The following is a 23,288-nucleotide window of genomic DNA, read 5'->3' as shown; positions in this document are numbered from 1 at the left end:
GCCTATGAATGATGTTAAGGATGAAAATGTGTTTTTTGACTTGGAAAAAATGGAAGAATTTGTAAAAATTGTAAGTCAGGAAAAATATGCTAAGGTTGAGCAGAGTTCAATGGACTATGTTCGCTTATCTATTCCGGGCGAGCATGTCCAAGAAGAACATAACCTTTACTATAGTTTTGATTGCTAGCCCAAATCGGTCAAAAGCCCCTGTCAGGTTTCTGGCCGGGGCTTTTGACCGATTTGGGTGTCTCACGAATCTTTTCTTTGAAAGTATATAATTTGGAATCAGCGCTACAGCCTTTCCATTTTCTCAATCCATTTCTCCACATGCGGCGGCTCGTAGGTGGCGAAGCGGTCCAGGAGGTCTGCCGGGTCCGAGGAGGTCAGGACCATGCTCCGGTGGTCCGCAAGGAGGAACCCTTCCTTGACCATGCGGTCCATGTGGTCGGCAAGGCAGGCGTAGTAGCCGTTGACGTCCAGCAGGCCGCAGGGCTTGGAGTGGTAGCCGAGTTGTCCCCAGGTCAGGGCCTCGAAGAATTCCTCCAGCGTGCCGACGCCGCCGGGCAGGGTGATGAAGCCGTCCGAGAGGTCGGCCATCTTCTGCTTGCGCTGGTGCATGGACTTGACCACGTAGCTTTCGGTCAGGCCCGTGTGAGCCACTTCCTTTTCCACCAGTCGTTCCGGGATGACGCCGATGACCTCGCCGCCCGCTTCGAGGCAGGTATTGGCCAGCAGGCCCATGAGGCCGACGTTGGAGCCGCCGTAGACGAGGCCGAGGCCCCGCCGGATCAGTTCTTCGCCGAGCCGTTTGGCCGCTGCGCCATAGGCCGGGTTAAACCCGGGATTGGAGCCGAGGTAGACGCAGACGCGTTTCATCGGGCCTCCTTCACGGCCATTTCGATGTCGGCCACGAACTCGTCCACTTCCGCCTCGGTGGTGGCCCAGGAGGTCATCCAGCGCACGGTCTGGGCGTGGGCGTCCCAGATGTAGAAATAGTATTTCTTCAGCAGCTTTTCTGTGGCCGCCATGGGCAGGTGGGCGAAGATGGCGTTGCAGTCCACCGGACCCTGGATTTCCACGCCCTCGATGGCTCCGGCGCGATCCGCCAGCCGTTTGGCCATGGCGTTGGCGTTCCGGGCATTCTTGAGCCACAGGTCGTCCTTCAGATATTCCTCCAGCTGGGCGGAGACAAAGCGCATCTTGGACACCAGCTGCATGGCCTGCTTGCGCAGGAAGGGGAATCCCTTGCCGACCTTGGAATTCAGGAAAACCATGGCCTCGCCCATCATGCAGCCGTTCTTGGTGCCGCCGAAGGAGAGCAGGTCCACGTCCAGGGCTGTGGTCAGGTCGAAGAAAGAGCAGTCCAGCGCGGCGCAGGCGTTGGCGATGCGCGCGCCGTCCATGTGCACCAGCAGGTCGTTGTCGTGAGCGAACTCCACGATGTCCTCGATTTCCTTGATGGAATAGAGGCGGCCCAGCTCCGTGGGCTGGGTGATGGAGATCACACGCGGTTGGGAGGCGTGGACAAAGCCGACCACGTGGCCGAGATAGGGAGCGATGGAGCCCGGCGTAAGTTTGCCGTCGTTGGACGGGATGGGCACCAGCTTGATGCCGCCGAAGGCCTCGGGCGCGCCGCACTCGTCGTTGTTGATGTGCGCCTGCTCCGCGCAGATGACGGAGTTGTAGGTGTGTGTCACGGCGCGCAGGCCGAGGGTATTGGCCGCCGTGCCCGTGGTCACGTAGTGAATGCGCGCCTGGGAGCCGAAGAATTCCTTGAACACGTCGTCGGTGTGGATGGAAATCTCGTCATCGCCGTAGGACTTCATGTGGCCATGGTTGGCCCGGACCACGGCGTCCATGATGGCCGGGTGCACCCCGGAGTTGTTGTCGCTGGAAAAGGATTTAAGTTCGCTCATGTTAGTCTTCCTTCATCTCGAAAAACGCCCGCAGCGCAGGGGCGGCGAGCAGGTGCCGCGCCATGGCCGCATAGCCGGGCGCGGTGGGATGTACGTTGTCGAAATCGGCAAGTGCCTGGGGAAATATAGGATCGGCCAGCAGCGCCTCCACCATGGGGATGAAGGGGATTCCCAGCCGTCTGCACAGGCCGCCGACAGCCGGGGAGAGGTAGCCGACACGGGCGCACATGGCCTCGTCCAGCACCGGGGTGGGGCCGACCACGAGCACGTCGCCCATGGTTTTGGCTTCGGTCAGCATGGCCTCGGCAGCTTCCAGGGTCTCGCTTTCGGAAATCTTGTTCACCTGATCGGCCACGCCGAAGCTGAAGACCAGCTTGCAGGGCACGCCGGGAATCAGGCGCGGTTCAACCTCGCGCTTCCACCGCTTGGCAATTTTCGGGGTGGTGTCGCGCCGGACGCCGAGGTTGTAGGAGGTGATGTCCTCGCCGCCGGTGCGCAGTGTGCCGGAGAGACGGCCGGGCCAACCCAGGCCGGCGGGGTCGCCGTAGCCCAGGACGATGGAATCGCCGATGTAGTTGATGATCATTGCTTTCTACTCCTTGACCCGTGCGGTTACGGACTCGATGTCTATGGCGTAGAGCGCCGTGATGGGCAGGACCTTTTCCTTGTAGGGAAGCATCCGGCCCAGGTGTTTCATGGTGATGGCGTCGAGGCCCGCCATTTTTTCTTCGCCTTCCAGAAGGCGAGGCGTGCCCCGGCCCATGATGGACCGGAAATGGTACCCCTGGTCGCAGGCGTCATCGCCGCCCGGGCGGCGGCGCACGTCCACGGCCGTGGAAAAGGCCAGGGGCGCGCCGGACTCCAGACAGGCGGCCTTGCGCCCCGTGAGCCCGGAGTGGATGTAGATGATATCCCCCGCAACCGCAAAGTTGACGGGCACGCTGTAGGGACCGTCCTCGTCCGCCAGGGCGAGCCAGAGAACTTCGGCGCGGTTCAGGATATCTGTGATGACGGCGCTGTTGTCGGTTATGCCTTTGCGCATTGTTTGTCCCCCTAAGACCCTGCGGCCTAGAAATCCATCAGGCCGAGCGGGTCCAGCTCGTTGATTTCCTGGCGCTCGAAATGGGCCACATCGTGAAAGAGGTCTTTGCGAATCTCGGTCATGCGCCAGTTCGTGCCGGTTCCGAAGGAATTCCACAACTCGGTTTCAATACCCTGGCGGACCTGGAATTCCACGACATCCTGATCCGGGTCAGCGCCGTCGAGGTGGGTCTGCATGAGAGGCACCAAGCCGCAGGTCACGTGTCGGATGTCGATGGGCTGGGCCGGATTCATTTCTTCCGTCATGGCTATTTTCCTATACAGAAGCTGTCGAAAATCGAATTGAGGACGTCATCGGGTGCGATGTCGCCGGTGATGGCCGCCAGCAGTGTGGTGGCTGTTTCCAGCCGCACGCCAAGGAGGTCATAGGGTACCCCGGCTTCGGCGTCCAGCGACAATTGATCCAGTTCGGCGGCGGCTTCGGCCAGGGTGGCCGCTTGCCGTGCGTTGGGCGCAAGCTCGTCGGGGTCGGGCTGGCCCGCGCCGCCCAGCAACCGTTCGCGCAGTCGGGCGCACAGCCGGTCCAGTCCCTCGCCGCTCTTGGACGATACCGGCAGAACCTCAAGCCCCAGCGCGGAGAGCGGAGCCGCGTTCGCCGGATCGAAATCCTCCCTGTCGGCCTTGGTCAGGAGAGCCATGGCCTTGTCCGGGCCCAGTGCGGAGGCGGTCTCAAGCGTTTCATCTTCCACCGGGTGGCAGCCATCTGCCAGGAGCAGGACCAGATCGGCCCGGTCCATGAGTTCGCGGCCCATCTTGAGCCCGGCGGCCTCCACCATGTCTTCCGTGGCGCGCAGTCCGGCGGTGTCGGCCAGACGGACGTTCAGCCCGTCCAGGTTGAGGGTCTCCTCCAGATAGTCGCGCGTGGTGCCGGGCTGGTCCGTGACGATGGCCCGGTCGCGGCCGAGCAGACCGTTCATCAGGCTGGACTTGCCCGCGTTGACCCGTCCGGCCAGCACGGCCAGGGGGCCTTCGCGCCAGGCCCGGGCACGGTCCACCGCAGCGAGCAGGGCGGTGATATCCCCACGTACCGAGGTACTGGTTTCGGCGAGTTCCTCCGTGGAGAGGCATTCCACCTCGTCGTCGGGAAAATCGACGGCCACCACCAGTTTGGCTCGCAGGTCTTCCAGCCGGGCGCGCAGCTCGCGGATGCGCTGGCCCAACATGCCGGAGCGCTTGACCTGCGCGAGATGCACGGCCGCTTTGGTGGGGGCGTGGATGAGTTCGGCCACGGCCTCGGCCTGGGTCAGGTCCATGCGGCCGTTCAGAAAGGCACGGTAGGTGAACTCCCCCCGCTCCGCCAGTCTCGCGCCGCGCGCCAGCAGTTCGTCCAGCACCGCGCCGAGCACGGCACGGCCGCCGTGGCAGTGCAGTTCGGCCACGTCTTCGCCGGTAAAGGAGTTGGGGCCGGGCATGAACGCGGCCAGGATGTCATCCAGCACGCGGCCTTCCCGGTCCAGCAATCGCCCGTAGTGCAGGTGGTGCGGGATGAAATCGGTGAACGACGCGCTCTCGGCCCGGAACAGGGCAAGGGCCAGGGCGCGGCTCTGCGGTCCGCTGATGCGGATGATGCCCACACCGCCCTCGCCGGGCGGTGTGGCTACGGCCGCGATGGTGTCCTTTGTTTTTCTTGGATCAAGCATGTCCGGAGGATACGCCATGACTTCCCGGAAGGAAAGCGGGCGGCCTTCCGGTCAATCGGCAAGTTAGGGCATTACGGGCGCCATGGGGATGCCTTCGTCGATGTCCAGGCCGCAGATGAGGTTGGCATTCATCAGCGCCTGGCCCGAAGCGCCCCGGCAGAGGTTGTCGATGGCGGAAAGGATGATGAGACGGCCCGTGCGCGGGTCCACCACCAGTCCGATGTCACAGAATACCGTGCCCCGCACGAAGCGGGTTTCGGGCAGCTGCCCCTTGGGCAGGATGCGGACAAACGGCTTTTCCGCATAGAAATCGGTGTACAGGGCGTGCACCTCGTCCAGCGTCGTCTCCCGGGTCAGCTTGGTATAAATAGTGGAGAGGATGCCTCGATCAATGGGCAGCAGGTGCGTATTGAAGGAAAGGGTCACCGGCGTTCCGGCCAGCTTGGAGACTTCCTGCTCTATCTCCGGGGTGTGTCGGTGGGAAGGCAGGCCGTATGCCTTGAAGCTGTCGTGCACCTCGCAGAACAGGGAGGCCACCTTGGCTCCTCGTCCCGCGCCGGTTGCGCCGGATTTGGCGTCCACCACGATATCTTCGGTTTTAACCAGCCCGTCGGAAACGGCCGGGGCCAGTCCGAGGATGGCGGAAGTGGGGTAGCAGCCGGGGTTGGCGATGAGCCGCGCGCCCATGATCTGGTCCAGATACAGCTCGGGCAGTCCGTAGACGGCCTCGGCGAGCAGTTCCGGTTTGGTGTGGGGCGTGGCGTACCACTCCTCGTAGACGGCTTGGTCGTTCAGTCGGAAGTCGGCCGAGAGGTCCACGACCTTGACGCCCTCCTCAAGCAGGGCGGCGGCGATTTCCATGGCGGTCTTGTGAGGCACGGCCAGGAAGACCACGTCGCACTCCCGGGCCAATGCCGCGGGATCGGGCTCGGTGATGACCAGGGAACCGAGGGGAAGCCGGTTCAGGAACGGGTATATATCGGCCATGGTCTTGCCTGCCTCGGATCGCGAGGTGGCGCATACCAGTTCCATGGAGGAGTGGTGAACCATGAGCCGCGCCAGTTCCATGCCGGTGTAGCCGGTGACGCCCACCAGCCCGGCCTTGATCATCTCGGACATTCCTATCTCCCGCTATTTCATTTTGTTAACGTAAGCCATGCGCAGGTTGTACACGATCTCGCACAGCAGTTTCTTCTCGTCTTCATCCAAGCCATTTTCAAACTTGTTCTTGAGCATGCCGAGTACGTCGATGGTTTGCTTGGCCATCTCTGGGTGGAACTCCAGTTTTCCCGTACTCGGATCTTCCGCCTCGCCCAGGGCCACCACGGCCGACGAGGAAAGGGAATAAATGAACGTCGTAAAATTTATGTCCAGGGGAATCCCTTTCATCGGGTTTTCCTTACAGAATTTTTCTTCAGCCATGGCTCCTCCCTCCATCTCGAGTGTACGTTTCACGGAAAAGTAAGGTCTCAAAGGCCGACAGTCAACAATTTGGAGGGATAAGCAGCTATAAATACTTGTACATGACTTCGGTATATGTTTATTTTAGGCAGGTGTTTGAATTATTGGACTGACCTCGACAAATTTTTAGAGTGTGCCCATGTCTATGACTAAACTTGTTTCCCGAGTTTTTTTGGTGCTGTTGCTGAGTTGTCTGGTGCTGTCAGGCTGTTCGGAAAAAGAGAAGAAAAAAGCCGAAGCCCAGCAGGAGCCGACCGCCAAGCCGATGAAGGTCGTCAAGGTGGAGCAGCGGGATATGCCCTACTGGGCGGAGCTCATAGGCACCATCAGTGCCGTGAATACGGTTGATGTCCGGGCCCGGGTGGCCGGATTCCTGCTCAAGAAGAATTTCAAGGAAGGCGCAAGGGTCAAGGAAGGTGAGCTGCTTTTCGTCATCGACCCCAAGCCGTTCAAGGAAGACCTCAAACAGGCCGAGTCCGGGCTGGAGTACAATCAGGCCCTGATGGAAAAGGCGCGCAAGGATTACCTCCGGTTCAAGAAGCTCTATGAGGAAAACGTGGTCAGCCGCGACGAATACGAGAGCTATCAGACCCAGTTTGCCACGTATCAGGCGCAGGTTCGCGACAATTCGGCGCAGGTGGAGAATGCCAAGATCCAGCTTGGTTACACGTCCATCTATTCGCCCATCGACGGCATTATCGGCCGGGTGCAGGTGGATGTCGGCAACCTTGTGGGCCAGGGCGAGAATACGCTGCTGGCCACCGTCTCTTCGGTGGACCCGGTCTATGTCACCTTCAATATCACGGAGGCGGATTATCTGCGCGCACGCCGCAGCCGCAGCGAGGCCAACGCCGAGACGCATGACGCCGAGCTCAAGCTGATCCTGGCCGACGGTGAGGAATATCCCCACAACGGCAAGTTCGACATGGTGGACCGGGCCGTGGACCCGCGTACAGGTACGCTGGGCATTCGTGTGGAATTTCCCAATCCCGAGGGACTGCTCCGCCCCGGCCAGTACGCCAAGGTTCGCCTGCTGGTTGAAAAGGTCAAGGACGCCGTGGTCATCCCCTCCCGCGCCGTTATCGATACGCAAGGCATGAAGTCCGTTTTCAAGGTCGAGGAGGACGGCAAGGTGGTCAACCAGCCGTTGACTCTCGGTTTTGAGCAGAACTCCCTTGATGTGGTCCGCGATGGACTCAAGCCGGGCGATATGATTATCGTGGACGGCATCCGTCAGGTGCGAAACGGCATGACCATCAAGCCGGTGGTGGTGCCCATGCAGATAGGTGACGACAAGTCGTCCGCAGCCCCCGCGGCTTCCCAGGACCAGCCCGATCCGGCCCCGGTCCCCGCGGATGGGACAACGGCTCCGGCCAAAACCGAGTAAAAGGCCGGGTAATACATGTTTGTTCGCTTTTTTATCGAACGTCCCATTTTTGCCTCTGTTATGGCCATCATCATCCTGATGGTGGGCACGCTCTCCGCGTTGTTTCTGCCCATCGCCCAGTATCCGGAGATATCTCCGCCAACGGTAAAGGTGACCGCCAACTACACCGGCGCGGACGCCAGCACCGTGGAGGAGTCCGTGGCCACGCCCATCGAGGAGCAGGTCAACGGCGCCGAGGACATGATGTACATGAGTTCCATCTCGGCCAACGACGGCTCCATGTCTCTGACCGTGACCTTCGAGCTTGGGCGGGATTTGGAGCTGGCTACCGTCGACGTGCAGAACCGCGTCAACCTCGCCTCGGCACAGCTGCCGCAGGATGTCCGCAACTCGGGCGTTTCGGTCAAAAAGCAGTCGCCGGACATGGTGCTCATGGTCAGCCTGAACTCCAAGCTGCCGCAGTACAACACGCTCTTTCTGAACAACTACGCCAAGATCAACGTCTATGACGCCATCCGGCGCATCCCCGGCGTGGGCGACGTCAACCTGTTCGGCGACCAGGACTACGGTATGCGTATCTGGCTGGACCCGGACAAGATCGCCACGTACGGCCTGACCGTCAGCGATGTCATCGGCGCGGTCCAGGAGCAGAACGTCCAGGCCCCGGCCGGGCAGATCGGCATGCCGCCGACCCCCAAGGACCAGCAGTTCCAGATGTCCATGCGGGTCAAGGGACGGCTTACCGATCCCTCGGAGTTCGGCAACATCATCCTCAAGGCCAACGACGACGGCAGCACGGTCAAGATGCGCGACGTGGCCCGGGTGGAGCTGGGGGCCAAGAACTATTATACCTTCGCCCACCTGAACAGCCAGGACAACGCCGTCCTGCTCATCTACCAACTGCCGGGCGCCAATGCCCTGGATGTGGCCTCACAGGTCTACAAGGTCATGGACGACCTCTCCAAGAATTTTCCGGATGGCGTCACCTACTCCATTCCGTATGATACCACCCGGTTCGTCCATTCCTCCATCGACGAGGTTATGGAGACCCTGTACGAGGCCCTGATCCTCGTCTTCCTGGTGGTCTTCATTTTCCTGCAGAACTGGCGAACGACCATCATTCCCATGGTCTGCGTGCCGGTCTCGCTGATCGGTACCTTTGCCCTGTTCCCGCTTCTGGACTTCTCTATCAACACCCTGTCGCTCTTCGGCCTTGTGCTGGCCATCGGCATCGTGGTTGACGACGCCATCGTCGTGGTGGAGGCGACCCAGCGCATCATTGACGAAGAAGGGCTGAAACCTCGGGAAGCGACGCGAAAGGCCATGACCGAGGTCACCGGCCCGATCATCGCCAGTACGCTGGTGCTGGTGGCGGTCTTCGTGCCCGTCGGCTTCATGGGCGGCATCACCGGCCAGCTGTACAAGCAGTTCGCCCTGACCCTGTCGGTCTCGGTGGTCATTTCGTCCATCAACGCCCTGACCCTGTCGCCCGCGCTTAGCGCGTTGCTGCTCCGGCCATACAAGCCCATTCGTGGGCCGCTCGGCTGGTTCTTCGACAAGTTCAACGTGATGTTCGACGCCGTGACCAACAAGTATGGCAAGGGAGTGGGGGCGCTCATGCGCCGGGCCGCTCTCTCCATCGTGCTCATCGGCGTGGTGGCGGGCGGCTGCGGCGGCCTGTTCTCCATCCTGCCCTCCAGTTTTGTGCCGGATGAGGACCAGGGATATTTCATCGTCAACGCCATGCTGCCGGAAGGCGCGTCCCTGGAACGGACCAGGGAGGTCTCCGACAAGATGGAGGCGTACCTCAAGACCGCGCCGGGCGTGAAGGATTTCCAGGTCCTGGGCGGGTTCAACCTGCTGACCGGAGCATACTCCTCGTACAACCTCGCCTGTTTCGTGGTGCTGGACGACTGGTCCGAGCGGACCACGCCCGAGCTCTCCCTTGCTTCCATCGTGGGGGCGGCCCGTAAGAATTTCGCCAGCATTCAGGAGGCCACGGTCGTGGCCTTTACCCCGCCACCCATTCCCGGCCTGAGTTCCACCGGCGGCTTGCAGTTCGAAGTGCAGGACCGCAGCGGTTCGACCGTGAGCGCACTGGCGGCTGTTACCCGGTCCTTTGTCCAGGAGGCATCCAAACGGCCTGAACTGGTCAGCATCTTCACCACATTTTCGGACAAGGTGCCGCAGTATTCGGTGGATATCGACCGTGACAAGGTCAAGAAACTCGGCGTACCGCTCAACGAGGTATTCGAGACGCTTCAGACCTATCTGGGCGGCTACTACGTCAACGACTTCAACAAATACGGCCGTATCTACCGGGTTATGGTCCAGGCGGATGCTCCGTTCCGGACCAAGCTTCAGGATTTGTCCAAGTTCTATGTGCGTTCCCAGGACGGCCAAATGGTTCCCCTGACCACCCTGAGCACGGCCAAGCGGATCGACGGGCCCGAGTATATCCAGCGGTACAATGTGTTCCAGACCGTGGAACTCAACGCCTCCCCCAGGCCGGGCTACAGTACCGGTCAGGCCATTGCGGCCATGGAGGAAGTGGCGGACCAGACCCTGCCGCAGGGATACGGCTACGACTGGACCGCGCTCGCCTATCAGGAAAAGAATTCCGGCGGGCAGACCGGCATGATCTTCGGGCTGGCCATCGTCATGGTCTTCCTGGTGCTGGCGGCGCAGTATGAAAGCTGGGCCACGCCGTTTGCGGTCATCCTCTGCGTGCCGCTCGGCATTTTCGGCGCCATGGCTTCGCAGTGGATGCGCGGCCTTGACGACAACGTCTATGCCCAGATCGGCCTTGTCATGCTCATCGGGCTGGCGGCCAAGAACGCCATCCTCATCGTCGAGTTCGCCAAGGAGCGGTACGACAACGGTATGCCGCTCAAGGATGCCGCCATGGAGGCAGCCAAGCTGCGTTTTCGGCCCATCCTCATGACTTCCTTCGCCTTCATTCTGGGTGTCATTCCGCTGGTGACGGCGGCGGGCGCGGGATCGGCCAGCCGACATGCCCTCGGCACCTCGGTGTTCGGTGGCATGATCGCGGCAACAACCTTTGGCGTTCTGGTCATTCCCTCCCTGTATGTGGCGGTGCAGAGCATCGCCGCCCGCGTCAGCGGCAAGGTGAAGCCCGGGGCCAAGGATGAGGCGACGAGCGGGGAAGTTCCGCCTGAAGATGACGGGTAATCCCGGCTTGCGGCTTGTAATAAGAAACAATCAGGGCCGGAGCACTGGAAAGTGCTCCGGCCCTGTCGTTTTTCGGGAAAGGAACGAATCGGTCAGTTGACGAATTGTTCGTTGAAGATGCGCTCTTCCAGCGAGTGGCCGGGGTCGAAGAGGACCACGGCGCTGACCGAGCTGTGTTCGCAGACGGTGACGCTGGTCACGTTGCGGACTTCGAAGGAGTCTGCGGAAACGCTGACGGGCCGTTTCTCCGGGGTCAGAATGTCGAAACGAACCTGCGCGGTGTGCGGAAGGAGTGCTCCATGCCAGCGCCGGGGCCGGAAGGCGCTGACCGGGGTCAGGGCCAGGACATTGGAGCCAAGGGGGATTATCGGTCCCCTGGCTGAAAGGTTGTAGGCTGTGGAGCCAGCCGGGGACGCCACCATGATGCCGTCGCAGACAAGGTTTTCCAGCCTGACCTGACCATTGATGCTCACCTGGATGTGGGCGGACTGCTGGGAATGGCGCAGCAGGGCGACCTCATTGAAGGCGAGGGCCTTATGGCATTCGCCCGAAGTTGTGGATGCGCACATCTGCAAGGGGTAGAGGAGCTGCCGACGGGCGGTATTGAGCCGCTGGAGCAGGTCGTCCTCGGAATACTCGTTGAGCAGAAAGCCCACCGTGCCCCGGTTCATGCCGTAAAATGGCAGGCCGGACTCCATGTGGACATGCATGGTGTGCAGCATGAATCCGTCGCCGCCGAGTACGACTATGGCGTCGGCTTCCTCCACCGGAACAATGGAGTACCGTTCGGAAATGGCCATCAGTCCGGCCATGGCTTCTGGTGCATGGGACGCCACACAGGCGATTTTTTCTATGCGATGATCTTGCATGCGGGCATCCTTATCATGACCCCGACGGCATCGGCTTTGAAATGCTATGAAATAGAGAATAGGCCCGGCACCAGGCCGGGCCTATTCTCTAGGGAAGACGTTTATCGAGCTCGACGTAGGAGCGTTTGCTCTCGCCTGTGTAGACCTGGCGCGGCCGGTGAATACGGGTAGACATATCCATGTAGCACTCGTGCCAGTGGGCGATCCAGCCGGGCATGCGGCCTATGGCGAACATTACCGGGAACATGTTGACCGGGATGCCGAGGGCACGCAGGATGATGCCGGAGTAGAAGTCCACGTTGGGATACAGTTTGCGTTCGATGAAGTATTCGTCGTTGAGGGCCACTTCCGCAAGTTCCATGGCGGTATCCAGCAGCGGATCATCATTGCCTGTGGAGTCGAGCATGTCCTGGGCAGCTTGGCGTAGAATCTTGGCCCGTGGGTCAAAGCTCTTGTAGATGCGGTGACCAAAGCCCATCAGCTTGCATTCCTTGCGCTTAACTTTATCCAGGTAGTCTGAAATGGAAGACTGGCCTTCATGAATTTCTTCGAGCATCTGGATGACGCCTGCATTGGCACCGCCGTGCAGCCTTCCCCACAGGGCGCAGATACCGGCCGAGACCGAGGCGAAAAGGTTGGCCTCGGTAGACTGAACCATGCGCACGGTGGAGCAGGAGCAATTCTGTTCGTGGTCCGCGTGCAGCAGGAAGAACAGGGTCAGGGCGCGGACCTGCGCATCCGTGGGCTCAAAGTTCCGGTGCGGGATGGAGTGCATCATGTGCAGGAAGTTCCGGCAGTAGGAGAGCTTGGGGTCCGGGTACATGAACGGCAGCCCCTGCGCCTTGCGGTAGGACCATGCCGCAATGGTGCGGACCTTGGAGATGATCTTGGCCGCGGCCCGCAGAAAGTCATTGTGGCTCGTCAGTTCCAGCAGATCGGGATGGTAGCAGCCCAGTGCGTTGATGACGGCCGACAGAATGGCCATGGGGTGGCCGGTGGAGGGAAAACCTTCGAAATGGTGGCGCAGCCCCTCGTGTAGCAGCTCCTGCTCGCTCAGAATCTCGCGGAATTTCTGGCGCTGGCCCCGGGAGGGCAGCTCGCCGAAGATCAGCAGATAGGCGGTTTCGATAAAGGTGCCGTGAGCGGCCAGCTCTTCGATGGGGTAGCCCCGATAGCGCAGGATACCCTTCTCACCATCCACAAAGGTAATGGCGCTTGAGCACGAGCCGGTGTTTGCAAAACCCGGGTCATACGTAATGTAGCCGGTCTGGCTTCGGAGCTTGGTGACGTCGATGGCGTGTTCGTTTTCGGTGCCAATGACTACGGGCAGTTCGTAAGTGGTGCCGTCCAGAATGAGGTAGGCAGTCTTTTCTTTAGTATCTTTTCTCTCTTGCAGCATGGCGAATCCCCTGAAAAACGTTAGCCCCCCGTTATGACAGCGGGTACAAAACAAGCTTCGGTTGTAAATTGGGTCCGAACGGTGTGTCGGATGCCGGCCGATCGAAACGTGGAAGATTTCGTGGAGCGGACTCGGCTGTCTAATACATGGAATTATAGCAGAAGCAGCGAAAGTGTCAAATCCCGGTGTCTCTCTGAGGTTTCAAATAATGGAATAAGCATGTAGTATAAAATAATAGCCCGCATAGCTTCCCATTATTTTGGCCGTCATTGCGAATGGTTCGGGCAAGTCACCTTGACATGGTGAATAGTACCTCTATAGGGTATTTCGGAGTAGGGAGTGGTGCTGCCGAATTGCGGCCAACCATCAACTGCGAGGAATATTACCGTCATGCAGGACAACAAAAAAAACACCGGTGTGAGCCGACGCGGCTTTCTGAAGGCCCTGGGCGTTGGTAGTGCCGGGTTGCTCGTGCCTACCGGTGCCGCGGCTGTCGGGGAACGTGTGCCCCCGGCGTCCGGAGCCGAACTGGCCACGTTGCTGGACCTTTCCAAATGTATCGGTTGCGGGGCGTGCGTGGACGCGTGCCGCGAGTCCAACGCCCACAAGTTCCCGGAGCCAAAGAAGCCTTTTCCAAAGATGATGCCCGCAGGCAGGGCCAGGCCCGAGGACTGGTCCGGCAAGCGGGATGTGGACGATCGTCTGACGCCCTACAACTGGCTGATGATCCAGACGGCCGAGGTGGAATACAAGGGCGAGCAATACGAAATCAACATCCCGCGCCGATGCATGCACTGCCAGAATCCACCGTGCGCGAACATGTGTCCGTTCGGCGCGGCCAACAAACAGGTCAACGGCCTGACGCGCATCTCGGACAATCTGTGCATGGGCGGGGCCAAGTGCCGGGCGGTCTGTCCGTGGCATATCCCCCAGCGCCAGTCCGGCGTGGGGCTTTACCTGCATCTCATGCCCCGTCTTGCGGGCAACGGCGTCATGTACAAGTGCGACCGCTGCTATCAGCTGCTGGACAAGGGGGAGGTCCCGGCGTGCATCTCGGTTTGTCCCGAAGGGGTTCAGACCATCGGTCCCAGGGCCGAGATGGAGATCAAGGCGCGGGAGCTGGCCCGGTCCATGGACGGATTCATTTACGGCCTGGAGGAAAACGGCGGAACCAACACCTTCTATGTTTCACCCGTGCCGTTCGAACTGCTGAACAAGGCGGTGGAGAAGGGCAAGGGCAAGCCGCACCTGAAGCGGGTCAAGGATGTGATGGCCGACGAGAGCAATTTGGCCGCAGCCGCTCTGGCAGCACCCATCGCGGGTGTTGTGGCCGGGTTCCTGGGGCTGGGAGCCAAACTGGTCGGCAAGGGGGCGGATAATGATAAATAGACCCTATCCGCGTTGGATTAGCAGGCTGTTCATCCTGTGCATGGCAGCCCTCGGGGCCACGGGCATGATGCAGATGCCGCTGGCCAAGCGGTATGCGCTGACCGAGGTGCCTGGACTGGCCTGGACCGGTGATTTCTACCTCGTGCACCGGCTGCACTACGTGTGCGGAGCTATCCTGCTCTTTCTCGCCGCCATGGTGGCGATCAACTGGCTGTTGGAATGGCGGTGCAGGCTGTCCCTTACCCGTATGGGAACCGCTCGTGTCGTCGTCGTGGCAGGGCTGCTGGTCAGTGGCGGCCTGCGCGTCTATCGCAACCTGCCGGGCGTGACCCTGCCGCCCGAGGTGATCCTGACCATCGAATGGGTCCATCTGACCCTGGCCATGGTAATGGGTGTCCTCGCCCTTGTCGCTCTGATTCGAAAACAGTCGGCCTATGCCCGATGGAAATGATCCGAAAGAAAAATTGACAGTGAAAAGGGGAGCCGAAGCTCCCCTTTTTTTGTGTCTGTTGGCTGGGTAAAATGACTGTATCGGCGGGTCGTGGCCGCAAACGGAAGTCGCTTCACTTGGGCGGCTTTCAGCCTCGGTCAGCCAGATACTGCTCCAGGCGGTTCATGGCTTCCTCGATGTTTTCCATCGAATTGGCGTAGGAGAAGCGGATGAAGCCCTCGGCACCGGGGCCGAAGTCGATGCCGGGCGTACAGCCGATGTGCGCCTTTTCCAGAATGTCATAGGCAAGCTTCAGGGAAGAGCCCTCGAACGCCTTGGCCAGATGGCGCATGTTCACCAGCACGTAAAATGCCCCGGTGGGGTCGTGCTTGATGTTGAAGCCCATCCCCTTGAGCCGTTTCAGCATGTACTGGCGGCGCTTGTCGTAGGTGGCCTTCATCCGGGCCACGTCCTTTTCGGATTCCGGGTCAGTGAGAGCGGCCACGCCGCCCCACTGGGCCATGGTGTTGGCCGAGATGAAAAAGTTCTGGCACACGGTCTGGAGGGTGCGCATGAAGGCGGCCGGGGCAATGATATAGCCCAGGCGCCAGCCTGTCATGGCATAGAGCTTGGAAAAACCGTTGAGTACAAAGGCGCGGTCCGAGAATTCCAGGATGGAGTGCTCGTCGCCTTCATAGACCAGTCCGTTGTAGATTTCGTCCGATACGATCCACAGGCCGCGCTCTTCCGCCAGCTCGGCTATGGCCTGCATCCGCTTGGCGGAAAGCAAGGAGCCGGTGGGATTGGCCGGGGAGTTGATCAGGATGGCCTTGACCCGGTCGTTTTCGTCCAGGGTTTTCTTGATGTTGGCCACACGGTACTGGAAGGCGTCGTCTTCGGTTACCGTGACCTTGACCGGTTCGGCTCCGGCAAAGGTGATGAAATTGTCGTAGCAGGCGTAGCAGGGATCGGAACTGATGACTTGATCCCCTGCCTCCAGAATAGTGGAGAATACGGCGAGCATGGCCGGGCTGGTGCCCTGGGTGACCGCGATGTTTGCCGGGTCCACGGTGACGCCGTAGCGTTTCTTGTGGTCGGCGGCGATGGCCTGGCGCAGTTCCAGCAGTCCCAGCGAGTGGGTGTAGTGGGTCTGGTTGTCGTCCAGTGCCTTGCAGGAGGCGCGTTTGACGCAATCAGGCGTATCGAAGTCCGGCTCACCCACTTCCAGGTGGATGACCGAGTGCCCGGCCCGTTCCATGGCCTGGGCCGCCTCCAGAATCTCCATGACCAGAAACGGGGTCATGGACGCGCAACGTTCGGATATGCTCATGGTATTCGCCTCTCCAAAGCGAATCCCCCGCCCCAGCCGTGTCGGCACGGGGCGGGGGAAATAGGTAAACGTTAATCAATATGTAGCAAATTAAGCTACTTCTACAACCTCGATTTCAAAGATAAGCGTCTCGCCTGCGAGGGGATGGTTACCGTCCAGGGTGACCATCTCGTCGTCCAGCTCTGCCACGCGCACGTAGGCGGGGCTGCCGTCTTCGGTGCGGATTTCCAGCATGATGCCTTCTTCCAGGTTGACCTCGGGCGGAATCTGGTTGCGGCGGACCTGAAAGACCAGCTCGCCGTTGATATCGCCGTAGCCCTCTGCCGGGGGGATTTCGACCGAGACTTTGTCGCCGGGGCCGTGGCCGATGACCGCGCGTTCAAAGCCGGCAATGACCATGCCCTCGCCCAGCTTGAACTCAAGAGGCTCGCGTCCCTCGCTGGAATCGAATTGGCTGCCGTCCTTTTTCAGGGTGCCGGTGTAGTGGACCTTTACGGTGCTGCCTTGGCTGGCTGTCATGGATTCTCCTTGGCTTGTTGATGAATAAGTTTGGCTGAGACCCTACCGCAATCAGCGGAAAAAGGGAAACGTGGTTTCTAGTTTTTGAAGTTCACCAGGTCGCGCAGGTCGGACATGGTCTTGGCCGCATATTCCCTGGCGCGATTGTTCCCTGCTTCCAGAATCTCGGCGACCCGTTCATCGGTGCAGGCGGCGCGGCGTTCGTGCAGCGGCGTCAGGAACCGTTCCAGGGATTCCATGAGTATCTTCTTGCAGTCCACACAGCCCAAGGAGGCGTTTTTGCACCCTTCCTGAATCTCCGGCAGCTTGGCCGGATCGGTGAGCAGTTTGTGGTAGGGGTAGAGATTGCACACGGCGGGATCGCCCGGATCGGACTTGCGCAGGCGGTTTTCGTCGGTCTTCATGCCCCGAATTTTCGGGATGATTTCGTCCATGGATTCCGAGAGCTTGATGGAGTTGCCGTAGCTCTTGGACATCTTGCGTCCGTCCAGGCCGTTGAGCTTGCACTCGGCGGTGAGCATGTCGGCCGGTTCCGGGAAAAATTCGGAAGAGGTCAGGTGGTTGAAGCGGCGGGCGATTTCGCGGCACAACTCCAGGTGGGGCAGCTGGTCTTTGCCCACGGGGACGGCTTCGGGCTTGTACATCAGGATATCCCCGGCCATGAGCACGGGGTAACCGAGGAATCCGTGTGTGTTCAGATCCTTCTGGGTCAGCTCCGCGTTCATCTCCTTGAAGGTGGGGCAGCGCTCCAACCAGCCCAGGGGCGTGTACATGGAAAGATAGAGGTAGAGCTCCGCATGTTCCTTGATCTGGGACTGCTGGAAGATGGAACACTTCTCGGGATCCAGACCGGCAGCCACCCAGTCCTTGACCAGACCCGGCACAAAGCCGGCAATGCGGGTCGGGTCGGCATATTCGCTGGTCAGGGCGTGCCAGTCGGCCGCAAAAAAGTAACAGTCGTATTCTTCCTGGAGTTTGATCCAGTTGGCAATGACGCCGAAGTAATGGCCGAGATGGAGCGGCCCGGTGGGCCGCATGCCGGAGACGATGCGTTTGGTATGGCTCATGATGTCTGGTAGGATAAAGGTTGCTTACATGGGGACGCCGAGCAGGGCGGCCAGGGCCGAAACCGCGGGCAGGATGAGATGCCCGAGCAGGCTGAACCCGGTGAAGTTGCCCAGCAGGATGAGCCCGATGAGCAGGAAAATGCCGTACCGCCCGAAGGAATGGTACTTGTAGGCCAGCCGCGGGGGCAAAAAGTACGCCAGAACGTTGCTGCCGTCCAGCGGCGGAATGGGAATCAGGTTGAACACGCCGAGGATGAGGTTGGCGAACACGCCGTAGTAGCAGATGAGGATGATGGCGGTGCCCGGTTCGGCATTTATGGCGGCCAGCCCGTGCAGAATGAGGGCAAAGAGTCCGGCGAGGATGAAGTTGGTCCCCGGCCCGGCCAGCGCGGTGAGCATCATGCCCTTGCTGGGGTGGCGGAAATAGCGCGGATTGACCGGCACCGGCTTGGCCCAGCCGAACTGGACGATGAAGAAGGCTATGGTGCCGATGGGGTCCAGGTGCTTGAACGGGTTGAGGGTCAACCTTCCCTGGGACTTGGCCGTGGGGTCGCCGAGGAGATAGGCCACATAGCCGTGCGCCACCTCATGCAGAATCAGGGCCGTAAGCAGGCCCGGAATCATGATGGCGTAGAGCTGAAGCCGTTCGGCAGAAAAGAAGTCGAGCATGTGGAGCGGCTACCATGGAAGGCGTTGCGGGGCAAGCTGTATCACGCCGCGGAAATGAAATCGCGGCCTAGCTCGTACCCCCTTTCCTCCAGGAACTCCTCGATCTCCTCGCGCGCTCCCCGGCTGGCCACGTAGGAAACACAGAAGGCCTCGCCCTGTGCGGGAAGTTGGGAGCGGTCGAGAACAGGCACCCCGTGGACTCTGTTGCCGACCTTGCGCGGATCGACATCGTGATAGGCCGTAAAGTGGATGCCGTGATCGAGCAGTCGGTCCGCGCGCTTGCGGGTGATGCGTCCCGCGCCGAGGATGCGCACCTCGGGATGATGCGGATTGTGCCGTTCAAGCCAGCGGGCCAGATATCCGGTTTTCACCCGGTAGAACGCCTCCACGTCATAGCGCGGATGGTTGCGTGAGAGCCGACCCGGCGGGTCGTTCCAGACCAGCAGTTCCGCGTCCACCTTGGCCATGCGCACGCCGCCTTCCAGCCAGCGCAGGAGGAGGTCGTAGTCTTCGGGAAAATTCCCGTCGCGGTACGGGCCGTGTGTTTCCAGGCATTCGCGGCGGAACATGATGGATGGGTTGGGCACCGGAAATTCTACGAACCGGTTCAGGGAAATGGCCTCGGGCGTGAGCAGGGTGTTGGTCCAGTCCACATACCGGGCATAGCCCGCGCTGCTCCGCCGGTTGCCGCCGAAACGGACCCGGCAGCCAGTCAGGCCGATGGCCGGGCGATCATCAAGCAGCTTGGCCTGCGCCGCCAGCCTGCCGGGCAGGCATTCGTCGTCCGCATCCATGCGGGCCAGATATCGGCCTCGTGCGGCCGTAATGGCCGCATTGGCGGCATGGACCACGCCCCGGTGCTCGCGGTGGAGCACCCGGACCCGGGCATCCCGCCGGGCGAATTCGTCCAGGACCGCCCCGGTGTCGTCGGTGCTGCCGTCGTTGACCACCACTATCTCGAAATCCGTCCCCTCCTGTGCCAGCAGGCTTTTTACGGCTCTGCCCACGGTTGCCGCGCAGTCATGGCACGGTAGCGTCACGGAGACAGTGGGGACGTCCATGCCTACTGCTCTCCGACTTCCAGCTTTTTGAGGCGGATGGATTCCTTGATCCGGCAGATGGAGCAGATGCCCGCGTTGGTCGGCGAGCCGCACTCGGTGCATGGCGCGAGCGTATCGCCTTCCAGGGCGTCCAGGGCGGCAAAAGCGCGGCGTCCGCGCTGGAGGAAGCCTTGGTAGAACTGGAGCTTTTGCCCCGGGCTGCGGTGTTCCAGTTCGCCCCACAGTTCCTTGTGGCTGGTAAAGCTGGCGCCCGATGCATAGGGGCAGGGATCGGAATGGATCTGGATGCCCTGGAGAAAGGCGTAGTTGGCGGTCTCGAACTCGCTGAGCCGGAAGAGCGGCTTGACCTTGCGGACAAACCCGTCGCTGGCCGGAAGCACCGGCCCCTGATTGGAAAGGTAGCCCACATCCCAGCGCAGGGTATTGGCGAAGAGTCGCGCCACCTCATCGTCCAGATTGTGGCCGGTGGCCAGGGCGTCGTAGCCGCCTTCCATGGCGATGCGGTTGAAGTGGTGCCGCTTGAGCCGTCCGCAGACCGAGCAGACCGGGCGGGAGGAAAAGGCCTTTACGTCCGTGATGGGCAGGCCCCACTTCGCCATTTCAAAGATTTCGAGCTTGAGGCCGCGCTCGTCGCAAAAGGCCTCGACCTTGGCCCGCGCCTTCTCCGAGGAATTGGGGATGCCAAGGTCGATATGCAGGCCGGTGACGTCATAGCCCAGATTGGAGAGCTCGAGCATCAGCGTCAGCGAATCCTTGCCACCGGAAAGCGCCACCAGGATGCGCTCGTCCTTGGTGAACATTTTTTCGCGGCGAATGGCCGTCTCCACCTGGCGGGTGAAGAAGAGGCGGAAGCAGTCCGGGCAGAATCCGGAGTGGTGGCTGGGCAGGGAGACGCAGGCCGTCGCCTTGCAGCGGGAACATTTCATGGGCGGTATATCCTGTCGGGCATTTGAAAATATCTAAAAAGGGTGTTGTGGCAAAAAAAATGTCGCCAAACCATGTGTCGGCCGCCGTTTTGCCGAGTCGTTTCGTTGCTAACCGGCGGAGGTGACTTTGCGTACCAGCAGCGTATCGCCGTGGAGCAGCTTGCGGTCCGGGGTGAGCAGTTCTCCGTTTCGCGCAACAATTGCCATGGTGTGGCGCAGGCCGAGTTTGTTCAAGAGGCCCAGTACGCTACGGATGTCCGATAGCTGCATTTCCTTGCCTTCTGGTTCCAGATTTACTGTAATCACTCAGAATCTCCTTGTTCCGGCGCGTTGCCGGTGCGAATACACCTTCTAACCGGGCAGGAGCGAGAGTTCAAGGCCGATATATGTCGGAAGAATGCTCATATGATCGGATATATTGGACGAGTGTTAGAATTTGGTGCAAAGTGGGAAAGTCGTATTGACCCTAAAGAACAATATCGCGTAGGCTTTTCTCACGGCCAAATTTTAAGGAGGACGCAATGAGCCAACCGAAGATTCTCGTTGTCGACGACGAAAAGCATATCCGCATGCTGTATCGTGAGGAACTGGAAGCCGACGGCTACGTTGTCGCCACTTCGGACGGCGAGGAAGATATTCTCGACGTCATAGCCCGCGAACAGCCGACCATCGTCATTCTGGACATCAAACTCGGGGTCAACCGCTCCGGCCTGGACCTGTTGCAGGAAATCCGGTCGAAGGACCAGAAGATTCCGGTCATTCTTTCCACGGCCTATGATTCTTTCCAGCATGACCTGAAGTCCATCTCCGCGGACTACTATGTGGTCAAATCCGTGGACCTGACCGAACTCAAGGACAAGGTGCGGATGGCGTTGAACAAGGCCGGCGCCTAGCCATACGCCTCTCCCGTCTCATCGGCGGCTCTCGGTATTGAGAGTCGCCTTCGCTTTTTTTACGTTTGAACAGGAAACACATGCAGTCCGATCCGGCTATCACCACGTTGTCACTTGCTTCTCCCTCTCTCCCCCGCCGACCGTGGGTGGCTCTTGTTCTCTCACTGATTGCCACAGGCGCAGGGCAGGTCTACAACGGCCGCTGGCAAAAGGGGCTGCTCTTCCTGGTGGGAGAGTTTCTGTTGGGGTGTGTGCTGGCTGTGGCCATGGGAACCCTGACCGGGCTTGTCGCAGCAGGGATTGCCCTGCTGGCGGTGAATATATGGGCCGCTGCCGATGCCTTTATCGACGCCCGCACCCTGCGGGAATTCACGCCCGGTCCGTGGAACCGGAGCTGGGTTTACGCCGTGATCGTTGTCGTGAGCCTCGGGGCCGGGGCCTTGGTGCGGAACGGACTGGAGTCCTTTTTTTATGAGACCTACAAGGCCCCGTCCGGTTCCATGATTCCCACCCTGCAGGTGGGCGACCATTTCATGGCCGAGGTTCTGTCGGCGGACCAGCCGGTGAACCGGGGCGACGTGATCGTCTTTCTGGAGACCGGAAGCGGAAGGAATTTCGTCAAGCGGGTGGTCGGCCTGCCCGGAGAGACCGTGGCCATAGCCGGGCAGCGGGTCAGCATCAATGGTCGCCCCCTGGATGAATCTTTCGTCTTTCACTCCATGCCGGGAACACATCTGCCGGGCCGGGACGTCATGCGGCCGGTGAGGCTGGGGAGCGATGAATATTTTTGTATGGGGGATAATCGCGAGTGCTCTTACGACTCGCGCTGGCTGGGCCCGATTAAACGGTCATCCGTGCGGGCCAGGGCGCTCTATGTCTATTTTCCCGGTCCTTCCCCCTCGGGCAGGTGGGCGCGGCTTGGGGCTTCCCTGCGATAGGTCGTCCGTATCGACGAAGGCGGGTTTGCCCCGCCGATTACCAGTATTCCGGGGAGACGAGGAGGCCGTGGGCCTCGTTGCACTGGAGCGGGATCACTTCCGTGGTATGCATGGCTTCCATGTAGGCCTGGACCAGAATGAGGTCGGTCAGCCGGGTCGCTGCATATTCGCTGGATAATTCCATGTCCGTCTTGCCGGTCCATCTGGCAATGGCGTCCGCGACCTGCTGCCGGGTGTAGGGAACCGTACCGATGCCCAGCATTTCCGGAATGGCGTGGTAGTGCACGCCGCCGATGCCGATAACCTTCATGCCGCCCGTGCGCAGCCGCTCGACCAGCTTGGGCGGCATCTCCATTTCAGCGTGTGCCTTGGCATAGCGCAAGGCTTCCTCCACCTGTTTTGCGTCCATGGGATTGGGGCTTCCCTTGGATTCGATTTCCCGGCCCTGAATGGCCATGATGACGGCGTTTTTGAATGTCACCGAAGCAAGGCTGTCCATGTAGAAATCAATGGAGTTGTCCCGGTTGCGGCAGGTCATCCGCTGGCTGTCGCCGCCGATGTCCCAGATCAGCAGGGATGATTCCGGTATGTCCGTCATCAGCCGGACCGCATGATAGTTGAGCAGGGAGGCCTGTTGCTTCGATACTAGGCGGCAGGAGAATCCGAGCGTGTGTTGCAGGGTGACGAAATACGCCCGGCCGTTGCGAGCTGCGCGGAAACAGTCTCCGCCCACTGCGGAGAACTGATGCGCCTGGAGCTTGAGCGCTTCCTGGTGCAGCTCTTCCATGGCGATCTGTCCTCGTTTCATCGTGTCGGTGTCGATATTGCCATCATAGGAGCGGGCGAGGCTTTCCGCAAAATCCACCTTGCGGGAGAAATCCGCCACGGTTTTGATCAGCGTTCCGGTGATGATGTCCACATCGGCCACGGTGCATTTGATGTTCGAGGAGCCAATATCAAAGGCGGCGCGCCGGACAACGTTGTCGCCCGCGCCCATGGATCGGGCGGGACCGAGAATGGCCAGCACCACCGCCGACAGGATTACACACCATGAACGCACAGGAATATCTCCGAAATTAAACGCAATGAATGAAGATGGAT

General features: G+C 60.5%; 25 protein-coding genes. 7 read left to right on the top strand and 18 right to left on the bottom strand.

The window, feature by feature from the left end:
• The first annotated feature begins 4 nt into the window (after nucleotides 1–4).
• Nucleotides 5–187 (top strand): hypothetical protein, encoded by a 183-nt coding sequence (locus tag ACI0FG_RS11775; protein ID WP_419785193.1) that lies wholly within the window; start codon nucleotides 5–7, stop codon nucleotides 185–187.
• Nucleotides 188–291: 104 nt separating this feature from the next.
• On the opposite strand, the gene ACI0FG_RS11770 is transcribed toward ACI0FG_RS11775, so the two are convergent.
• From ACI0FG_RS11770 to ACI0FG_RS11735, 8 genes are all read right to left on the bottom strand, one after another.
• On the bottom strand, nucleotides 292–876 hold the full coding sequence (locus ACI0FG_RS11770; protein ID WP_419785192.1) for a TIGR00730 family Rossman fold protein: 585 nt from the start codon (nucleotides 874–876) through the stop codon (nucleotides 292–294).
• The gene (locus ACI0FG_RS11765; protein WP_419785191.1) at nucleotides 873–1,916 is read right to left on the bottom strand and encodes a threonine aldolase family protein; all 1,044 of its coding nucleotides are present in this window, start codon (nucleotides 1,914–1,916) and stop codon (nucleotides 873–875) included. Before ACI0FG_RS11765 ends, ACI0FG_RS11770 begins: the two co-directional genes overlap by 4 nt.
• A gap of 1 nt (nucleotide 1,917) precedes the next feature.
• Entirely contained in the window at nucleotides 1,918–2,502 is a 585-nt protein-coding gene (locus ACI0FG_RS11760; protein ID WP_419785190.1) for a GDSL-type esterase/lipase family protein, read from the bottom strand.
• Nucleotides 2,503–2,508: 6 nt separating this feature from the next.
• Nucleotides 2,509–2,958: a pyridoxamine 5'-phosphate oxidase family protein gene (locus ACI0FG_RS11755; protein ID WP_419785189.1), complete on the bottom strand. Its 450-nt coding sequence runs from the start codon at nucleotides 2,956–2,958 to the stop codon at nucleotides 2,509–2,511.
• Nucleotides 2,959–2,984: 26 nt separating this feature from the next.
• A complete protein-coding gene (locus ACI0FG_RS11750; RefSeq protein ID WP_419785188.1) occupies nucleotides 2,985–3,263 on the bottom strand; it encodes a hypothetical protein in 279 nt (92 codons plus the stop codon).
• Nucleotides 3,264–3,265: 2 nt separating this feature from the next.
• Complete coding sequence (mnmE, locus tag ACI0FG_RS11745; RefSeq protein WP_419788387.1) at nucleotides 3,266–4,657, bottom strand: tRNA uridine-5-carboxymethylaminomethyl(34) synthesis GTPase MnmE; 1,392 nt, start codon at nucleotides 4,655–4,657, stop codon at nucleotides 3,266–3,268.
• Between the two features lie 63 nt (nucleotides 4,658–4,720).
• The gene (gene argC / locus ACI0FG_RS11740; protein WP_419785187.1) at nucleotides 4,721–5,776 is read right to left on the bottom strand and encodes an N-acetyl-gamma-glutamyl-phosphate reductase; all 1,056 of its coding nucleotides are present in this window, start codon (nucleotides 5,774–5,776) and stop codon (nucleotides 4,721–4,723) included.
• Between the two features lie 12 nt (nucleotides 5,777–5,788).
• On the bottom strand, nucleotides 5,789–6,079 hold the full coding sequence (locus ACI0FG_RS11735; protein WP_419785186.1) for a DUF1844 domain-containing protein: 291 nt from the start codon (nucleotides 6,077–6,079) through the stop codon (nucleotides 5,789–5,791).
• 178 nt (nucleotides 6,080–6,257) lie between these two features.
• Here ACI0FG_RS11735 and ACI0FG_RS11730 point away from each other — a divergent pair, with 178 nt between their 5' ends.
• Together ACI0FG_RS11730 and ACI0FG_RS11725 are read left to right on the top strand one after the other, a co-directional pair.
• On the top strand, nucleotides 6,258–7,505 hold the full coding sequence (locus tag ACI0FG_RS11730) for an efflux RND transporter periplasmic adaptor subunit (RefSeq protein WP_419785185.1): 1,248 nt from the start codon (nucleotides 6,258–6,260) through the stop codon (nucleotides 7,503–7,505).
• 15 nt (nucleotides 7,506–7,520) lie between these two features.
• Nucleotides 7,521–10,697 (top strand): efflux RND transporter permease subunit, encoded by a 3,177-nt coding sequence (locus ACI0FG_RS11725; RefSeq protein ID WP_419785184.1) that lies wholly within the window; start codon nucleotides 7,521–7,523, stop codon nucleotides 10,695–10,697.
• A gap of 92 nt (nucleotides 10,698–10,789) precedes the next feature.
• Here ACI0FG_RS11725 and ACI0FG_RS11720 read toward each other — a convergent pair whose 3' ends face one another.
• Both ACI0FG_RS11720 and ACI0FG_RS11715 read right to left on the bottom strand, forming a co-directional pair.
• On the bottom strand, nucleotides 10,790–11,566 hold the full coding sequence (locus tag ACI0FG_RS11720; RefSeq protein ID WP_419785183.1) for an NAD kinase: 777 nt from the start codon (nucleotides 11,564–11,566) through the stop codon (nucleotides 10,790–10,792).
• A gap of 88 nt (nucleotides 11,567–11,654) precedes the next feature.
• Nucleotides 11,655–12,965 carry a citrate synthase gene (locus ACI0FG_RS11715; RefSeq protein ID WP_419785182.1) on the bottom strand — a complete coding sequence of 437 codons (1,311 nt, stop codon included), beginning with the start codon at nucleotides 12,963–12,965 and terminating at the stop codon, nucleotides 11,655–11,657.
• Nucleotides 12,966–13,355: 390 nt separating this feature from the next.
• On the opposite strand from ACI0FG_RS11715, the gene ACI0FG_RS11710 reads away from it, so the two are divergent.
• Nucleotides 13,356–14,354 (top strand): 4Fe-4S dicluster domain-containing protein, encoded by a 999-nt coding sequence (locus ACI0FG_RS11710; protein WP_419785181.1) that lies wholly within the window; start codon nucleotides 13,356–13,358, stop codon nucleotides 14,352–14,354.
• Nucleotides 14,344–14,805, top strand: coding sequence for a 4Fe-4S ferredoxin (locus ACI0FG_RS11705; RefSeq protein ID WP_419785180.1), 462 nt, complete (start codon nucleotides 14,344–14,346; stop codon nucleotides 14,803–14,805). The genes ACI0FG_RS11710 and ACI0FG_RS11705 overlap by 11 nt, the downstream gene beginning before the upstream one ends.
• 127 nt (nucleotides 14,806–14,932) lie before the next feature.
• On the opposite strand, the gene ACI0FG_RS11700 is transcribed toward ACI0FG_RS11705, so the two are convergent.
• The 7 genes from ACI0FG_RS11700 to ACI0FG_RS11670 all read right to left on the bottom strand — a co-directional run bounded on the left by ACI0FG_RS11700 (nucleotide 14,933) and on the right by ACI0FG_RS11670 (nucleotide 20,662).
• Nucleotides 14,933–16,114, bottom strand: a complete 1,182-nt coding sequence (locus tag ACI0FG_RS11700) for a pyridoxal phosphate-dependent aminotransferase (RefSeq protein WP_419785179.1) — start codon at nucleotides 16,112–16,114, stop codon at nucleotides 14,933–14,935.
• Nucleotides 16,115–16,204: 90 nt separating this feature from the next.
• Complete coding sequence (locus ACI0FG_RS11695) at nucleotides 16,205–16,633, bottom strand: FKBP-type peptidyl-prolyl cis-trans isomerase (RefSeq protein WP_419785178.1); 429 nt, start codon at nucleotides 16,631–16,633, stop codon at nucleotides 16,205–16,207.
• A 77-nt stretch (nucleotides 16,634–16,710) separates the two neighbouring features.
• Nucleotides 16,711–17,700 carry a tryptophan--tRNA ligase gene (trpS, locus tag ACI0FG_RS11690; RefSeq protein WP_419785177.1) on the bottom strand — a complete coding sequence of 330 codons (990 nt, stop codon included), beginning with the start codon at nucleotides 17,698–17,700 and terminating at the stop codon, nucleotides 16,711–16,713.
• Between the two features lie 24 nt (nucleotides 17,701–17,724).
• A complete protein-coding gene (locus tag ACI0FG_RS11685) occupies nucleotides 17,725–18,369 on the bottom strand; it encodes a site-2 protease family protein (protein WP_419785176.1) in 645 nt (214 codons plus the stop codon).
• Nucleotides 18,370–18,410: 41 nt separating this feature from the next.
• On the bottom strand, nucleotides 18,411–19,430 hold the full coding sequence (locus tag ACI0FG_RS11680; RefSeq protein WP_419785175.1) for a glycosyltransferase: 1,020 nt from the start codon (nucleotides 19,428–19,430) through the stop codon (nucleotides 18,411–18,413).
• 2 nt (nucleotides 19,431–19,432) lie between these two features.
• Nucleotides 19,433–20,356: an ATP-binding protein gene (locus ACI0FG_RS11675; RefSeq protein WP_419785174.1), complete on the bottom strand. Its 924-nt coding sequence runs from the start codon at nucleotides 20,354–20,356 to the stop codon at nucleotides 19,433–19,435.
• A 108-nt stretch (nucleotides 20,357–20,464) separates the two neighbouring features.
• Nucleotides 20,465–20,662 carry a hypothetical protein gene (locus ACI0FG_RS11670; RefSeq protein ID WP_419785173.1) on the bottom strand — a complete coding sequence of 66 codons (198 nt, stop codon included), beginning with the start codon at nucleotides 20,660–20,662 and terminating at the stop codon, nucleotides 20,465–20,467.
• Between the two features lie 215 nt (nucleotides 20,663–20,877).
• Between ACI0FG_RS11670 and ACI0FG_RS11665 the strand changes: the two genes are divergently transcribed.
• Both ACI0FG_RS11665 and lepB read left to right on the top strand, forming a co-directional pair.
• A complete protein-coding gene (locus tag ACI0FG_RS11665) occupies nucleotides 20,878–21,249 on the top strand; it encodes a response regulator (RefSeq protein WP_419785172.1) in 372 nt (123 codons plus the stop codon).
• 80 nt (nucleotides 21,250–21,329) lie between these two features.
• The gene (lepB, locus tag ACI0FG_RS11660) at nucleotides 21,330–22,187 is read left to right on the top strand and encodes a signal peptidase I (RefSeq protein WP_419785171.1); all 858 of its coding nucleotides are present in this window, start codon (nucleotides 21,330–21,332) and stop codon (nucleotides 22,185–22,187) included.
• 37 nt (nucleotides 22,188–22,224) lie between these two features.
• Here the strand turns inward: lepB and ACI0FG_RS11655 are convergent, their stop codons facing one another.
• Entirely contained in the window at nucleotides 22,225–23,247 is a 1,023-nt protein-coding gene (locus tag ACI0FG_RS11655) for a hypothetical protein (RefSeq protein ID WP_419785170.1), read from the bottom strand.
• Nucleotides 23,248–23,288 lie beyond the last annotated feature (41 nt).

Origin of the sequence: Pseudodesulfovibrio sp. 7M6 (assembly GCF_050058625.1) — a bacterium.
In the GTDB taxonomy this organism is placed as follows: Bacteria; Desulfobacterota; Desulfovibrionia; order Desulfovibrionales; family Desulfovibrionaceae; genus Pseudodesulfovibrio; species Pseudodesulfovibrio salinus.
Note: the sequence above shows the minus strand (reverse complement) of the source record. Positions and strands in the feature narration are given on the sequence as shown.

Coding starts and splice junctions, on each gene's coding strand:
- argC (WP_419785187.1), bottom strand. CDS start 5,776: ATGTCCGAGATGATCAAGGCCGGGCTGGTGGGCGTCACCGGCTACACC.
- lepB (WP_419785171.1), top strand. CDS start 21,330: ATGCAGTCCGATCCGGCTATCACCACGTTGTCACTTGCTTCTCCCTCT.
- ACI0FG_RS11730 (WP_419785185.1), top strand. CDS start 6,258: ATGTCTATGACTAAACTTGTTTCCCGAGTTTTTTTGGTGCTGTTGCTG.
- ACI0FG_RS11685 (WP_419785176.1), bottom strand. CDS start 18,369: ATGCTCGACTTCTTTTCTGCCGAACGGCTTCAGCTCTACGCCATCATG.
- trpS (WP_419785177.1), bottom strand. CDS start 17,700: ATGAGCCATACCAAACGCATCGTCTCCGGCATGCGGCCCACCGGGCCG.
- mnmE (WP_419788387.1), bottom strand. CDS start 4,657: ATGCTTGATCCAAGAAAAACAAAGGACACCATCGCGGCCGTAGCCACA.
- ACI0FG_RS11725 (WP_419785184.1), top strand. CDS start 7,521: ATGTTTGTTCGCTTTTTTATCGAACGTCCCATTTTTGCCTCTGTTATG.
- ACI0FG_RS11680 (WP_419785175.1), bottom strand. CDS start 19,430: ATGGACGTCCCCACTGTCTCCGTGACGCTACCGTGCCATGACTGCGCG.
- ACI0FG_RS11700 (WP_419785179.1), bottom strand. CDS start 16,114: ATGAGCATATCCGAACGTTGCGCGTCCATGACCCCGTTTCTGGTCATG.
- ACI0FG_RS11665 (WP_419785172.1), top strand. CDS start 20,878: ATGAGCCAACCGAAGATTCTCGTTGTCGACGACGAAAAGCATATCCGC.
- ACI0FG_RS11705 (WP_419785180.1), top strand. CDS start 14,344: ATGATAAATAGACCCTATCCGCGTTGGATTAGCAGGCTGTTCATCCTG.
- ACI0FG_RS11720 (WP_419785183.1), bottom strand. CDS start 11,566: ATGCAAGATCATCGCATAGAAAAAATCGCCTGTGTGGCGTCCCATGCA.
- ACI0FG_RS11770 (WP_419785192.1), bottom strand. CDS start 876: ATGAAACGCGTCTGCGTCTACCTCGGCTCCAATCCCGGGTTTAACCCG.
- ACI0FG_RS11715 (WP_419785182.1), bottom strand. CDS start 12,965: ATGCTGCAAGAGAGAAAAGATACTAAAGAAAAGACTGCCTACCTCATT.
- ACI0FG_RS11755 (WP_419785189.1), bottom strand. CDS start 2,958: ATGCGCAAAGGCATAACCGACAACAGCGCCGTCATCACAGATATCCTG.
- ACI0FG_RS11695 (WP_419785178.1), bottom strand. CDS start 16,633: ATGACAGCCAGCCAAGGCAGCACCGTAAAGGTCCACTACACCGGCACC.
- ACI0FG_RS11765 (WP_419785191.1), bottom strand. CDS start 1,916: ATGAGCGAACTTAAATCCTTTTCCAGCGACAACAACTCCGGGGTGCAC.
- ACI0FG_RS11750 (WP_419785188.1), bottom strand. CDS start 3,263: ATGACGGAAGAAATGAATCCGGCCCAGCCCATCGACATCCGACACGTG.
- ACI0FG_RS11675 (WP_419785174.1), bottom strand. CDS start 20,356: ATGAAATGTTCCCGCTGCAAGGCGACGGCCTGCGTCTCCCTGCCCAGC.
- ACI0FG_RS11735 (WP_419785186.1), bottom strand. CDS start 6,079: ATGGCTGAAGAAAAATTCTGTAAGGAAAACCCGATGAAAGGGATTCCC.
- ACI0FG_RS11760 (WP_419785190.1), bottom strand. CDS start 2,502: ATGATCATCAACTACATCGGCGATTCCATCGTCCTGGGCTACGGCGAC.
- ACI0FG_RS11775 (WP_419785193.1), top strand. CDS start 5: ATGAATGATGTTAAGGATGAAAATGTGTTTTTTGACTTGGAAAAAATG.
- ACI0FG_RS11710 (WP_419785181.1), top strand. CDS start 13,356: ATGCAGGACAACAAAAAAAACACCGGTGTGAGCCGACGCGGCTTTCTG.